14 protein-coding genes are annotated in these 13,630 nt (G+C 70.6%); 2 read left to right on the forward strand and 12 right to left on the reverse strand.

The window, feature by feature from the left end; genetic code table 11:
- Window positions 1-42: 42 nt before the first annotated feature.
- From K1T34_RS16340 to K1T34_RS16365, 6 genes are all read right to left on the reverse strand, one after another.
- Window positions 43-1,578 carry a class I adenylate-forming enzyme family protein gene (locus K1T34_RS16340; RefSeq protein ID WP_220245114.1) on the reverse strand — a complete coding sequence of 512 codons (1,536 nt, stop codon included), beginning with the start codon at window positions 1,576-1,578 and terminating at the stop codon, window positions 43-45.
- Window positions 1,579-1,847: 269 nt separating this feature from the next.
- Window positions 1,848-2,423, reverse strand: a complete 576-nt coding sequence (locus K1T34_RS16345; RefSeq protein WP_220245115.1) for a TetR/AcrR family transcriptional regulator — start codon at window positions 2,421-2,423, stop codon at window positions 1,848-1,850.
- Between the two features lie 38 nt (window positions 2,424-2,461).
- Window positions 2,462-3,169, reverse strand: coding sequence for a DUF2334 domain-containing protein (locus K1T34_RS16350; protein WP_220245116.1), 708 nt, complete (start codon window positions 3,167-3,169; stop codon window positions 2,462-2,464).
- Between the two features lie 75 nt (window positions 3,170-3,244).
- Window positions 3,245-3,766 (reverse strand): NADPH-dependent FMN reductase, encoded by a 522-nt coding sequence (locus K1T34_RS16355; protein ID WP_255638544.1) that lies wholly within the window; start codon window positions 3,764-3,766, stop codon window positions 3,245-3,247.
- Window positions 3,767-3,829: 63 nt separating this feature from the next.
- On the reverse strand, window positions 3,830-4,663 hold the full coding sequence (locus K1T34_RS16360; RefSeq protein ID WP_220245117.1) for a patatin-like phospholipase family protein: 834 nt from the start codon (window positions 4,661-4,663) through the stop codon (window positions 3,830-3,832).
- Between the two features lie 32 nt (window positions 4,664-4,695).
- Window positions 4,696-5,580 carry a phosphoribosylaminoimidazolesuccinocarboxamide synthase gene (locus tag K1T34_RS16365; RefSeq protein ID WP_220245118.1) on the reverse strand — a complete coding sequence of 295 codons (885 nt, stop codon included), beginning with the start codon at window positions 5,578-5,580 and terminating at the stop codon, window positions 4,696-4,698.
- Window positions 5,581-5,627: 47 nt separating this feature from the next.
- Here K1T34_RS16365 and K1T34_RS16370 point away from each other — a divergent pair, with 47 nt between their 5' ends.
- Window positions 5,628-6,419: an S-adenosyl-l-methionine hydroxide adenosyltransferase family protein gene (locus tag K1T34_RS16370; RefSeq protein ID WP_220245119.1), complete on the forward strand. Its 792-nt coding sequence runs from the start codon at window positions 5,628-5,630 to the stop codon at window positions 6,417-6,419.
- Window positions 6,420-6,485: 66 nt separating this feature from the next.
- Complete coding sequence (locus K1T34_RS16375) at window positions 6,486-7,730, forward strand: S9 family peptidase (protein WP_220245120.1); 1,245 nt, start codon at window positions 6,486-6,488, stop codon at window positions 7,728-7,730.
- Here K1T34_RS16375 and K1T34_RS16380 read toward each other — a convergent pair.
- The 6 genes from K1T34_RS16380 to K1T34_RS16405 form a co-directional block, all read right to left on the reverse strand.
- Window positions 7,666-9,024 carry an FAD-binding oxidoreductase gene (locus tag K1T34_RS16380; protein WP_220245121.1) on the reverse strand — a complete coding sequence of 453 codons (1,359 nt, stop codon included), beginning with the start codon at window positions 9,022-9,024 and terminating at the stop codon, window positions 7,666-7,668. The genes K1T34_RS16375 and K1T34_RS16380 overlap by 65 nt on opposite strands.
- Window positions 9,025-9,157: 133 nt before the next feature.
- Window positions 9,158-9,898 carry an amino acid ABC transporter ATP-binding protein gene (locus K1T34_RS16385; RefSeq protein ID WP_304504320.1) on the reverse strand — a complete coding sequence of 247 codons (741 nt, stop codon included), beginning with the start codon at window positions 9,896-9,898 and terminating at the stop codon, window positions 9,158-9,160.
- The gene (locus K1T34_RS16390; RefSeq protein WP_220245122.1) at window positions 9,895-10,665 is read right to left on the reverse strand and encodes an amino acid ABC transporter permease; all 771 of its coding nucleotides are present in this window, start codon (window positions 10,663-10,665) and stop codon (window positions 9,895-9,897) included. The genes K1T34_RS16385 and K1T34_RS16390 overlap by 4 nt, the downstream gene beginning before the upstream one ends.
- Window positions 10,666-10,671: 6 nt before the next feature.
- The gene (locus K1T34_RS16395) at window positions 10,672-11,448 is read right to left on the reverse strand and encodes an ABC transporter substrate-binding protein (RefSeq protein ID WP_220245123.1); all 777 of its coding nucleotides are present in this window, start codon (window positions 11,446-11,448) and stop codon (window positions 10,672-10,674) included.
- Window positions 11,449-11,496: 48 nt separating this feature from the next.
- On the reverse strand, window positions 11,497-12,300 hold the full coding sequence (locus K1T34_RS16400) for an ABC transporter substrate-binding protein (RefSeq protein ID WP_220245124.1): 804 nt from the start codon (window positions 12,298-12,300) through the stop codon (window positions 11,497-11,499).
- A gap of 220 nt (window positions 12,301-12,520) precedes the next feature.
- Window positions 12,521-13,627, reverse strand: a complete 1,107-nt coding sequence (locus K1T34_RS16405; RefSeq protein ID WP_220245125.1) for an alpha/beta fold hydrolase — start codon at window positions 13,625-13,627, stop codon at window positions 12,521-12,523.
- Window positions 13,628-13,630: the final 3 nt, after the last annotated feature.

Raw genomic sequence — 13,630 nt, forward strand, 5'->3', positions numbered from 1 at the left:
AGCGTAGGGGCAGGGCTCGGTACGGTCAACCCGCGGCCGGAATCAGGCGTCGACCAGGCGTTCCTGCAGGCGGAAGCGCATGACCTTGCCGGAGCCGGTGCGGGGGATGGCGTCGATTTCGAGGATTTGCTCGGGCACCTTGAAGTGCGAGAGCTCCTGCGCGCAAGCGGCGCGCAGCGTCGCCACGTCGAGGTCGCCGGGTTGTTCGGGCACGACGAACGCCACCGGCACCTCGCCGAGGTCGGCGTGCTTGCGCGCGACGACGGCGGCGTCGGCCACGCCGGGCACCTTCAACAACACGGCTTCCACCTCGGCGGGGTAGATGTTCTCGCCGCCGCGGATGATGAGCTCCTTGGTGCGGCCGGAAATCGTGAGGAAGCCGTTGGCGTCACGGCGGCCGAGGTCGCCGGTGCGGTACCAGCCGAGCCGCAGCACTTCGGCGCTGGCCTCGGCGCGGTTGTGGTAGCCCCGCATGATGTTCGGGCCGCTGACCCACAGCTCGCCCTCTTCGCCGACGCCGACGTCCTCGCCGGTCACGGGGTCAACGAGGCGCACGCCGACGCCGGGCAGCGGCAGCCCGCACGAACCGAGGACCCGTCCGCCGTCCGGGGTGTTCATGGTGACCATTGTGGACGTTTCGGTGATGCCGTAGCCCTCCAGCAGCTGCACACCGAACGCCTCCTCGAACTCGGCGTTGAGCGCCGCCGGCATGATCGCGCCGGCCGACACGCACATGCGCAGCGTGGTGCTGCGCCACTGCGTGCCGCGGACGCCGTGCAGCAGGTACTGGAACATCGTGGGCACGCCGGGCATCAGCGTGAACGGCTCTTGTTCGAGCAGTTCGAGCACGCGGGGCGTGGAGAAGCGCGGCAAGATCCGCTCCGTCGCGCCGACGGCGAAGACGCCGAGCACGCATAGATCCAGAGCGTAGGAGTGGAACAGCGGCAGCGGGCAGAGCACCCGGTCGGCCGACGTGAGGCCCACGATCGGGGCCCAGCACGCGGCGACCACCCACAGACAGCTGCGCTGCGTGAGCAGCACACCCTTGGGGCGACCGGTGGTGCCGGACGTGTAGAGCATCCACGCGACGTCGTCGAGCCCGAGGTCGTCCCGGGGCGCGGATTTCGGTTCAGTGGTGGCGAGGTATTCGTAGTTCTCTTCGGGTGCTTCGTTTTCCGTGACCAGCACGACCAGCGCTTCCCGGCCTTCGACCATGGCGCGAACGTGCTCGACGTGCGCGTCGTCGGTGATCACGACGCGCGCCTCACTGTCGGCGAGCTGGTACGCGACCTCCGCGGGCGCGGCGTTGGGGTTCACGCACACGCCGACCGCGCCGAGCCGCGTGGTCGCGAGGTACGCCTCGGCCGTCTCGACGCTGTTTTCCAGGTAGATCAGCACCCGCGCACCCCGGGCCACGCCGCGATCCACGAGGTTCCCGGCGAGCCGTCGGGTGCGCTCGGCCAGCTCCCCGTAGGTCACCGCCCGGCGATCGTCGTAGAACGCGACCTTGCCCCCGAAGCGCGCCGCGTGCCCGACCAGCAGCTGAGGGATGGGACGGATCAACTCGACTCTGAGCATCGACATCTCCACCGCGAGGTTAACTAATGATAGTTAGTTGATGGAGTGTAGGGAGGAGGGGCGGCGGGGGCAAGGTGCGGTCGGGTGGGGATTCGGGTGGTTTGGCCGAGGGACAGGTGCGCGGCGCGTGGCCTTCCACCCAGGCCGGTGTTGGCGGGCGAAATCGGAGTCGCGGCGCGGTCGCGCGGGGCTTGCGGTCAGGTCGCGGCACTCGCCGAAAACTCGGCGAGGTGGTCAGGCGAAGCAGGTGTGCGTCGGCGAAAGAATCCTCAGGCGAGGCCCGCGACGCGCAATGCGTACTCGCTGTACTTGTCCGCCACAGCCTCCGCCGACAGGGGCCCGTCTTCGTGGAACCAGCGAGCGATGCTGACGCACATCTCCAGGATGCCGAACGCCGCGAGCGTCGCGGATTCCTCGTCGGTGGGGCCGGCCTGTTCGATGAGGGTGCGGAAGGCCTGGGCGTGGCGGCGGCGCAGCTCGAGGACGGCCGTGCGGGCGGGATCTTCGAGGCTGGCGATGTCGCGGTTGACGATGAGGGCTTCGCGGCGGTGGGTGGCGTGGCGAAGGGCGTAGACGCGAGTGGCGCGGCGGAGGCGTTCGGCGACGTCGTCGATGCCGGCGACGGCGGACTCGTAGTCGGCCCAGACCTGTTCGGTGGTGTCGGCGACGATGTCGCGCAGGAGGTCCTGCTTGGCGCGCATGTGGTTGTACAGGCTGGGCGTGCGGATGCCGAGCGCCGCGGCGATCTGGCTGAGCGCGGTGCCGTGGTAGCCGCGTTCGGCGAACAGGGTGAGGGCGGCGTCGCGGACTGCCGCCGGGCTCACCGTGGTCTTCGTTTCCGCCATGCGGCCCATGATTCCAGCCGCGGGCTTGGCGCGTGGGGTCAGGCGGCGGCCGCGCGGCGCAGTGAACCGTAGGTGCTGCCGAAGGCGCGGTTTTCGATGGCGACGTCGACCGCGTCGAGCAGGGCCTGGCGCAGACCGGGGCGCGTGAGGTCGGCGGCGTCGATGCCGAGGCGCACCAGGCCGCCGCGGCGGGCGGCGCGGGCCGAGGCCAGCACGAGGGCGAAGCAGCGGACCGTCTCGGTGCGGTGCGACTGGCTCGTGAACTCCTGCACGCGGGCCCGGAGCACCTCGCCCGTCACGAGGTCACGGACGGAACCCGCGTCGGCGCAGAGCGTGAACCCGTGTTCCCGCAACGCTTGCAGCGTGCCCTGCGAGGCGAGCCAGCGCGGCGGCGCGAAGCCGTCGACGGCAACGCCGGTGGTGTCGAGCGCGGCCTTGGCGGCGATCAGGCGCAAGCGCGCCTCGTGCGCGGGCAGCGCGGCGAACTCCGCGCGACGGCCGAGCTGGACGGTGCGGTGCGTCGGCATGATGCGGTGGTCGTAGCCGTGCAGCAGCACCGAATCCCCCGCGGCGGCACGCGTGCGCACCCAGGCGGTCACCGGGCCGTCCTCGGTCCGCGCGACGTGCAGGATCGACAGCGGCACCCGCCGCCGCTCCAGCTCCGACGCGAGGTCGGCGCAGCGGTGCAGCGTGCGCGGGGTGGCCCCGGACAGCGATACCAGCAGGCGAGCATCCACGTGTCCCATTGCGCCTCAGCCCGGTGGCGCCTGCCTGACAACGCCGTGAACTGCGCAGAAAGGACACATGAGAGTTGCGCGGTGTCAGGCTTTGGTGGCCTCCACCAACCTGCTCACGGCCATCGCGATCCGGCCCCGCAGGTCGGGGTCGGTGATGACTCCGTCGGACACGGTGTGGCGCGGGATGGGGATGCGCGCGCAGGCGTCTTCGACGATGCGCGCGCCGGCGTAGGTGAGGACTTTGCGCAGCGATTCGTGGGCATCCGCGCCGCCGGTGGGGGCCGCGACGGACGACGCGTTGATCCACGACACGGGCTTGCCGTAGATCTCACCGCCGCCGACGGTCCAGTCCAGCACGTTCTTGAACGACCCCGGCAGGCCGCCCGCGTACTCCGGCGTGCAGATCAGCACGCCGTCGGCCGCACCGACCTCCGCGCGCAACGCCACGACGGCCGGCTGCAGGGGGTCTTGGTCGTCGTCGGGGTTGAAGTGGGGGAGGTCGCCGAGGCCCGCGTAGACCTTGGACTCGGTGAACCCCGCAGCGGTCCCGATCACCGCCGCGTTCACCGAACCGCCCCGCAGACTGCCGCAGATGAGCAGGATCACGGACGCCAGTCTGCCAGTGAAAGTCGGGTCGGCTGCCTGTTTTCTGCCTCACTCATGAAGCGATCACGACCAGACGATCTCCAAGCCCTTCCCCTGCGCCCGCCCTGCCTCGGCGGACGGGCGGCGCGTCGCCGGGTCCAGGGGGTTCTGGCCGATCGCCGCGAGGGAGGCCTCGTCGGGTTCCACCACGGCCACCGAGGAGCCGCCGGCGCGCAGCGACGCCACGACGTCCGCGAAGGGCTTCTCCGTAGGAAAGACATCGGCCGAGCCCAGGGGCATGACCACCAGCACCCGGTCGTAGCCCGCCGCGTAGTCGGCGTTGTCCGCGGACCGCACGCCGCCGTCGACGTAGCGATGGCCCTCGAGGGAGACCGGCGGCCAGATGCCCGGGACGGCGCAGCTGGCGGCCACGGCGTCGACCAGCGACACGCCCGAGTCGTTGCGGAAGACGCGGGGCTCGCCGGAGAGCGCGTCGACCGCCACGATCGCCAACGCGCGGGTGGGCCACTCGTGCGACGGGAGCCGCGCCTCGATCACCGAGCGGCGGCGCGACTCGGGCACCGTGGAGGCCGACAGCGCGAACTCGCCGACCGCGCGCCGGACCTCGAGAACCGAGCCGGCCGAAACCGCGGCGCCGAACTGCTCGCCGAACTTCTCCAGGTCCACCTCGACCGGGATCTCCGGGGACTGACGCGCGGGGTCCGTCTGCCGGACGTACAGCTCGCCCAGGCTCAACCCGCTGCCGATCTGCGCGGCGACGGTGGAGCCCGCCGACGTGCCGACGATCAGGTCCGCTCCACTGACGTCACGCCCCGCGTCGGCAAGGCCCGCCAGCAGGCCCGTCATCCACGCGATCCCCGCGACCCCGCCGCCGCCCAGTACCAAAGCCTCGCTCATGTGATCCAGTCTGCCAGCGCCCACCGACAGTTTCAGGCGCCCGGCCAGTCGGCCAGCGAAAGCCCGCTGATCCGCTCGTAGGCCTCGACGTAACGGGCACGCGTGGCGGCCACGACGTCGTCCGGCAGCGGCGGCGGCTGGGTGTTCGACGCGCGGTCCCAGCCGGACGGACCGGTGAGCCAGTCGCGCACGTACTGCTTGTCGAACGACGGCTGGGCGTGGCCGGGCTCGTAGCCGTCGGCCGGCCAGTAGCGCGACGAGTCGGGCGTGAGGACCTCGTCGGCGAGGACGAGCCGACCCTCGGCGTCGAGGCCGAACTCGAACTTCGTGTCCGCCAGCAGGATGCCGCGCTCGGCCGCGAACTCGGCGCCGCGGCGGTAGATGGCCAGCGTCGCGTCGCGGACCTCGGTCGCCCGCGCCAAGCCGATCTGCGCGGCGACCGTTTCGAACGACACGTTCTCGTCGTGCTCACCCAGCTCGGCCTTCGTGGCCGGCGTGAAAATGGGCGAGGGCAACCGTGCCGACTCGACCAGGCCGCCCGGCAGCTCGACGCCGCAGACCGAGCCGGTGCGCTGGTAGTCCGCGAAGCCGGATCCCGTGAGATACCCGCGCGCGACGGCCTCCACCGGCAGCATGTCCAGGCGCCGCACGAGCAGCGCCCGGCCCAGGACCTCGGCGGGGATGCGCGGGTCGTCCCAGGCCACGAGGTGGTTCGGGATGAGGTCGGCGAGCTGGGTGAACCAGAACACGCTCATCGCCGTGAGGACGCGCCCCTTGTCGGGGATGGGCGTGTCCAGCACGAAGTCGTAGGCCGAGATGCGGTCGGACGTGACCAGCAACAGGTGGTCGTCCCCCACGGCGTAGAGCTCCCGGACCTTGCCGGCGGCGATCTTCGGGTATTCGGCGAGCTTCGTCACGGCTGCACCCTAACCCGAGGCCCCGGGGACCGAGGATGATGCAGGTCATGCGCTACCGCTGGATCTCGTTCACCACCGACTACGGCCTGCGCGACGGCTTCGTCGCGGCCTGCCACGGGGTGATCGCGCGCCTGGCGCCCGACGTGCGCGTGCTCGACGTGACGCACCTCGTACCGCCGCAGCAGGTGCGCCCAGGCGCGGCGGTGCTGGCGCAGACCGTGCCGTCGCTGCCGGACGCCGTGCACCTGGCCGTGGTGGACCCCGGTGTGGGAACCGCAAGGCGAAGCATCGTCGTCGTCACCCACCGAGGCCCGCTGGTCGGGCCCGACAACGGCCTGCTCCTGCCCGCCGCGGCCGCGCTCGGCGGCGTGATCGAGGCCTACGAGATCGACGTGCCCGACCCGGCGTCGGCGACCTTCCACGGCCGTGACGTGTTCGCCCCCGCCGCCGCCCGCCTCGCGCTCGGGGCCGAACCCGCGAGCTTCGGGCCCGAGGTCGACGACCTGGTCCGGCTGCCTGAGCCGTTGATCGCCGCGTTCCCCGGGAAGCTCGTGTCGGACGTGCTGACGGTCGACCACTTCGGCAACGTCCAGCTGGCCGCCACCCCCGCCGACCTCGAGCTGACCGGCCTGAGGGGCGGCGTCACGGTCCACAGCGAACGCGTCGCGGTGTCGGCGACGATCGGGCGGACGTTCGGCGACGTGCCCCCAGGCACGAACCTGGTTTTCACCGACTCCGCCGGCCACCTGGCCGTCGCCGTGAACGGCGGATCCGCTGCTGCGGTGCTGAATCTGGGCGCCGCCGAGGAATGCACGATCACCGCTTCCCCCGTCGGCTGAGCAAAACCTCGCCTTGTCAACGTCCGCACCGAGAGGCGAGTGTGGACGAAAGATGGGGAGGCACAAGTGGTGGCGTTGGTTTCCCACGGCAACAAGGTCATTTCCGCGGGATTCTTCCGCGACGACGAGCTCGATTTCGCCACGCGCGGAGTGCTCGGCCGCGCCGTGCGCGGGGCGAGTGAGGTCGGTGAGGTGCTGGCGACGATCGCCCGCGTCGACCGGGCGACGGACTGGGCGCCCGAATGGGAGCGGACGGCGGCCCGAGTGCAGGAAGAAGCCGCGAAGGCGCGCGAAGCCGGGCACCTGGTCAGCGCCGGCTCCCACTACCTGCGAGCGGCGACGTACTGGGCCTGCGTCGTCGACGGACTGTCCACAGGGGACGACACGGCTGCGCTGAAGGAAGCGTTCAAGTCCCACCGGGAATGCTGGGAAGCCGTCGTGGATTGCTCCGACGGCGCCTTCCTCCGCGTCCCGGTTCCCTACGAAGGCACGGAGCTGCCCGGTTACCTCCTGCGCCCCGACGCGTCCGGCACCTCGCGCCCGACGCTGGTCATCACCAACGGCAGCGACGGCGCCCTCAGTGACCTGTGGACCTCCGCCGCGGCCGGTGCGCTGGCCCGCGGCTGGAACGCGTTCCTCTACGACGGCCCCGGCCAGCAGTCGATGCTGTTCGAGCGCGAAACCTGTTTCCGTCACGACTGGGAAGCCGTGCTGACCCCGGTCGTCGACACGCTCGTCGACCGTCCGGACGTCGCCGAGCTCGCCGGCTACGGCATCAGCCAGGCCGGTTACTGGCTGCCCCGCGCGCTCGCGTTCGAGCACCGCCTGGCCGCCGCGGTGATCGACCCGGGCGTGGTCGACGTGTCGACTTCCTGGACGAGCCACCTGTCCAGGAGCATGCGGACCGCGCTGGCGCACGGCGAGCGCGACGCGTTCAACCGCGACATGGGCCTGGCCGTCCGCCTGCCGGGCCTGCGCCGCACTCTGACGTTCCGGGCGCGGCCCTACTCGCACGAAGACTGGTACGACCTCTTCAAAGCCGTCGAGAAGTACCAGCTGGACGAGGAAACCGTCGCCGCCATCAGCACGCCCCTGCTCATCACCGACCCGGACGACGAGCAGTTCTGGCCCGGCCAGTCCAGCCGGCTCGCCGAGCTCGTGCGCGGGCGCGGCGGCCGCGCCGACCTGCTGCGGTTCACCGTGGAGGAGGGCGCCAACGAGCACGTGCAGCCGATGGGCCGGCTGCTCACCGAGAACCGGATGTTCGACTGGCTCGAAGAGCTGGTGCGCCCACGGCCGGGGCGAAGCTGAACACGTCACCCGGATCCCAGACGTCCTTGAGGCGCGCGAGCTCCGCGGCCGTGGCCGGTTCGTAGCAGGACGACGCGTCGGTGTGGCTCGTCGGCAGGAACGTCCTCAGTGGACCGCCGGAGCTCCACTCCGAGACGGCTTCGTACACGTGCGACTGCGACCCGGGTGCGGCGCCGGGGTGAGCCGACGTGAACAGGTTCAGCCGCGCCGCGCGGTGCCCGACGGCGTCCGCGACCTCGGGTTCGTCGGCCAGCGCGCCGCCGAGGTGGCGCAGCTCCAGCATGAACGGCGCGCGCGGATCCACGAGCGACGGCACGACCTCCAGTGCGTCCTCGCTGGTCAGCGCGAGGCTCTCGCTGTCGACCGGCATCGGGCCCACCGGGTCGGCGTGGATCGAGCCGAGGTCGGTCATCGGCATCATCGTCACCGTGTCGAGGAACGGGCCCGCCGTGACCAGCGGCTCGACGAAGCGCCGGCCGGCGTCCGCGGCGCCGAGGTAGGCCACGCGCAGGTGGCAGCAGAACCGGCCCCGCAGCGGTTCGGGCACGCCCCGCGCGTCCGGGAAGGCAAGGAACGCGAGCGACAGGCTCAGCTCCCGCGGCGCCGTCGCCAGGCTCGACCGGAACCGCTCGATGACCACCGGGGCGCGCTCGGTGGTGAAGAACAGGCTGCCGCCGTAGAGCTCGCGCAGCGGCACCAGGCTGGTTTCCAGCGCGGTGACCGCGGCGAGGTTACCGCCACCACCGCGCAGGGCACGGAACAGCTCGGGGTGCTGCTTGGCCGTCACGGTGAGCTCGCGGCCGTCCGCCGTGACTATCTCGAAGCGGCGTACGTGGTCGGCGGCGTAACCGTGACGCCGGCCGAGCATGCCGAGGCCACCGCCGAGGCTGTAGGAGACGTAGCCGACGCCGGGTGCGGACCCGACCGGCGCGGTCAGGCCGTGTGCGGCAGTGGCGACGAGGACGTCGCGCGCCGTCGCCCCGGCCGAAACGCGCGCGACCCGCCGCCGCGGGTCGACCTCGACCCGGTTCAGGCCCCGCGTGGTGACGAGCAGGCCGCCGCCCATCGAGCGGTGCGCGCCGTGGCCGGTCGACTGCACGTCGACGGCCAACCCGTGCTCCGCGGCGAAGCGCACGCTCGCGACCAGGTCGGATTCGGCCGCGGCCGCCACCACCACCTCGGGCCGGTGGTCGAGCGCGAGGTTGAACCCGCCCCGTTCCCGGTCGTACCCCACGTCGCCTGGAAAATAGACCCCGCCCTTGACCTGCGCGGCGAGCTCCCCGGCTCCACCCATCTCGTCGTCCTCGCTCTCGCCTCGAGCGTGAATGCGATGAAGTGCGGGGCCGAGACTACGCTCACGAACTCTCCGGTCAAGTCACCGAATTTCGTGATACGCGCGATCAATTCGGGGAAATTGCCGAGAGCGCTCAGAGCACCTGCGAAAGGAACTGCTGCAACCGCGGGCTGCGCGGGTTTTCGAAGATTTGGTCCGGGCTGCCCTGCTCCACGATCCGGCCGGCGTCCATGAACGCCACTTCATCGGCGACGCTGCGCGCGAAGCCCATTTCATGCGTCACCACGATCAACGTGAGGCCGCGCGAAGCCAGGCCCGCCATCAGGTTCAGCACGCCCTTGACCAGCTCGGGGTCCAGCGCGGAGGTGGCCTCGTCGAACAGCATCACCTCGGGGTCCATCGCCAGCGCCCGCGCGATGGCCACGCGCTGCTGCTGCCCGCCCGACAGCGCCGACGGCCGATACGGCGCCTTGTCCTCCAGGCCGACCTCGGCCAGCCGCGCCTGCGCGATCGCCGTGGCCTCCTCTTTGGACAGTCGCTTCACGCTCCGCAAAGGCAGCACGATGTTGTCCAGCACGCTGCGGTGCCCGAACAGGTTGAAGTGCTGGAACACCATGCCCACGCGCTGGCGCAGCGCGTCGGGGTTCGAGTGGATCACGCTGGTGCCGTCGAGCAGCAGGTCGCCGCTGTCGGGTTCCTGCAGGCGGTTGACGCAGCGCAGCAGCGTGGACTTGCCCGAGCCGGACGGGCCGATGACGCACGTGGTGCGGCCGCTGGCCACATTCAGGTCCACGCCGCGCAGGACTTCGAGCGTGCCGAAGCTGACGTGGATGTCGCGCAGCTCCACACTGGACGAACGCACGGCGGTGGTCACAGGCTCACCCTTTCGGTGTTCACGAGCGTCAGGCTGCTGCCGCCGCCGTCGTCGCCGGGGTCGGCGCGGACCTTGCGGCCGGTCTGCAGGCGCTTGTCGATGTAGTTCACCAGGTGTGTGAGCGGCACGGTGATCACGAGGTACACCACGCCGGCCGCCACCAGCGGCGAGAGGTTGCCCGTGTTGGCGGCCAGGTCCTGGCCGATGCGGAACAGCTCGCGCTGCGAGGTGAGGAACCCGAGGAAGTACACCAGCGTCGAATCCTTCACCAGCGCGATGAACTGGTTCACCAGCGCGGGCAGCACGCGGCGCACGCCCTGCGGGATCACCACCAGCAGCATCGCCTTGGTGTAGGTCATGCCCAGCGCGCGGCTGGCCTCCAGCTGTCCTTTTTCGACACTCTGGATGCCCGCGCGGAAGATCTCACCGATGTAGGCCGCCGCGATCAGGCTCAGCGCGGTGATGCCCAGCGGGTACGGGTTGTGGCCGACGATCGGCCGCGCGAGCGTGCCGAGACCCTGGCCGATCACGAGGATCGTCAGGATCGCCGGCAGGCCGCGGAAGATGTCGGTGTACACGCGCGCGGGCCAGCGCAGCCAGACCTTCTTGGACAGTCCCATCACCGCCAGCACCATGCCGAGCACGGTGCCGATGACCGCCGACACCCCGGCGAGGATCAGCGTGTTGACCAGGCCTGTCTTCAGCAGGTCGGGGAAGACCTGCCAGATGTAGTCCCAGTTGAGAAACGTGTCGAGAAACTGATCCATCGTGAACTACTGCCCCGTGGCGAACTCGGTGGGCACCGGCTCGTTCGGCTCGAACTGCTGATGCACCTTCTTCCAGGTGCCGTCGGCAACGGCCTTCTTGATGCCGTCGTTGAGCTTGTTCAGCAGGTCGGTGTTGCCCTTCTTCACGGCGTACCCGTGCGGGATCGTCGTGGTGATCGTCTTGGTGACCTTCAGGCCCGGGTTCTTCGCCGAGTAGTCCTCGGCCGAGGCCGCGTCGAACACCGCGCCGTCGATCGCCGACGACTTCAGTGCGCTCAGCGCCGCGGCGTCGTTCGGGAAGCGCACCGCCTGGGCCTTGGGCGCGTTGGCCGCGAGCCAGGTGTCGGAGACGGTGCCCTGCACCACGCCGATCCGCTTGCCCGCCAAGGAGTTCTCGTCGGTGATGCCCGCCGCATCCTTCGCCTCGATCCCGAGCGACTGGTAGTTGTACGGGTCGGAGAACGCCACGGTCTGCTTGCGCGCGTCGGTCTGCGCGATGCCCGCGCTGCCGATGTCGAACGTGCCGTTGGCGACCTGGCCCAGCAGCGCGGAGAAGTCGACCGCGACGAACTCGACCTTCAGGTTCTCCTTGGCCGCGATGTCCTTCAGCAGCTCGTTGTCGAACCCGGTGAACTGGCCGTTCTCCTGGTAGGCGTTGGGCCGCGAGTCGCTCAGCGTGCCGACCCGCAGGGTGTCACCACCGCTGCCGCTGCCACCGCCGCACGCGGTGAGCGTGGCGAGCAGGGCCGCCGCCGTGACGGCTGTGATCAATGTCTTCTTCATGTCACTCCTCAGCTTCCCGGCCGGAACCGTCGATGCAGGATAGGACAGTCACGCGTTCTTCACCGGCAGACCGGGACCGCCCTTGGCGAGCTCCGCGGCCACGGGCGCCTGCTTGAAGAACTGGGCGTGCAGGCGGGCGACGGTGCCGTCCGCGATGGCCTTCGCGAGGCCATCGTTGAGCTTGTTCAGCAGGTCCGGATCGGACTTCGCCACCGCGTAGGCCGAAGGCGTGTCCTTGTCCAGCACGGTGTAGCCGAACTCGAGCGGCACGCTTGGGTTCTGGTCGAGGTACTTCTGGCCGATGTCCTTCGGCACCACCCAGCCGTCGAGGCCGCCGTCGCGCAGCTGCGCGAAACCCGCGTTGTAGTCGGGGAATCGCACGACCTCGGCGCCCGCGAGCTTGCCCGCGAACTCGTCCTGCACCGACCCCTGCACCACGCCGAGGCGCTTGCCCGAGAAAGCGCTCGCGTCGGCGAGGTTCGCGCCCTTCTTGCTGACAACGGTGGTGTAGCTGGTGTCATAGCCGTTGGAGAAAGCGACGGTCTTCTTGCGCGCGGTGGTGGCGGAGATCGTGGAGCTGCCGATGTCGAGCTGCCCGCCCGCGACCTTGGCGAGCAAGCCGGAGAACTCGGTACCGACGAACTCGACCTGGAAGCCTTCGCGCTTGGCGATGTCGCGCAGCAGCTCATTGTCGTAGCCGGTGAACTGGCCGTTTTCGAGGTAGATGCTCGGCGGCGCGTCCGTGAGGGTGCCGACGCGCAGCGTCTGGCCCGACGCGTCCGACGAGCCGCACGCGGTGAGCGTGACGGCGGAGGCGACTACGACGGCGAGAGTGCTGAGGAGCTTGCGCATGACTTCTTCCTGGCTCACGGACATGAAAAACGCCAGGCCGCGGGGTGCGGCCTGGCGCTTCCGGGTTCTGCGTCCGAGATTAGGGATTTCGCCCGATCGGGTAACTTCGTCTCAGTACGTGGACTTCGTGCCCGCGGTCACAGGAATTCGCGCCGGCGCCGGTGGAGCCGGAATCGGTTTCCCGTTAAGCGGGACTCGCCGCGCTCGTGGATGAGGTGGATCACGGCATCGGGCCGGTCTCCGCGCACTGCGCTTTGCCGCCGTCGAAAGTGGATTGCAGCCACGACAGGTACAACGCGTTCGCAGCCGGCGCGGCGAGCTCCTCCTGGATCGCGTGCCCGCTGCCGGCGACCAGGTGGGTGGCGAGGCACGCGTTCGGCAGCAGCTTCTTCTCGTAGCTCTGGAACGCGGGCGCGCCACCGCACTGCGCAGTCGGTGCCGGCGGCGCGCCCACAGGATTGCCCTCGCAGTAGTGGCGATCGAATTGGCCGACGGCGACCAGCGCCGGCACCGTGATCCGGGCCGCCTGCGCTGCCGCGGCGGCGCCCTGCGGCCGGGAGGACAGCTCGGTGTCGGAGAGGATCCCCTGGTGGGCGCCGATCACCGGCAGCGCCTTCGGGTCGGTGCCCGGGCCGTGGACGAGGCCGATCTGCTCGACCTTGTCCGGCAGCACCGTCACGTACCCGTCGTCCAGCCCTCGCCACCGAGTCCCGACGGTCCGCGCGGGCACCTGGTAGAGCTTGTCGAGCTGAAGGGTTTCCGGGGTCACGGCGGCGCCGTACCCGGTGAGGATCAGCGCGTCGAGCACTCCGGCGTGCCTCGCCGCGACGCCGGCCAGCGTGCCGGAACCCAGCGAGTGCCCGATGCCCACGACGGTGTGCCAGGTGGTGCCGAACTGCTGGATGTCGCTGTGCAACGCCGTCGCCACCTGGTCCACAGTGGACACTTGCCCGTCGTAGGTCACCGATGTGCTCGAAGCGGGCACGGTCGAGCGGCCGGTGCCGAGCCGGTCGAGCGCGTAGGTGGCGTAGCCCTTGGCCAGGGCCGCGCGGACGAGGCTGTTGGAGCGCAGCTCGGGCAGTTCCCAGTAGTCGGCGTTCTCCCCGCCCCCGGCGACGAGCAGCAGCACGGTGCCGTTGCCGCTCGGGGGCGTGCACAAATCACCGGTGAGCTGTCCCGGCGCGGCCACGCCGGGGACCGAGACGGGGGTCTTCACCACCCGGCACGCCGGCACCGGGGCGGCCGGTGCCGGCGGCGGACTGCTCGAACACGCGGCAGCCAGCACGGCGGTGAGCAGGAGAACCAGGGCACGGCAAGCGAGGGGCATCGT

This window comes from Amycolatopsis sp. DSM 110486 (genome assembly GCF_019468465.1).
GTDB lineage: Bacteria > Actinomycetota > Actinomycetes > Mycobacteriales > Pseudonocardiaceae > Amycolatopsis.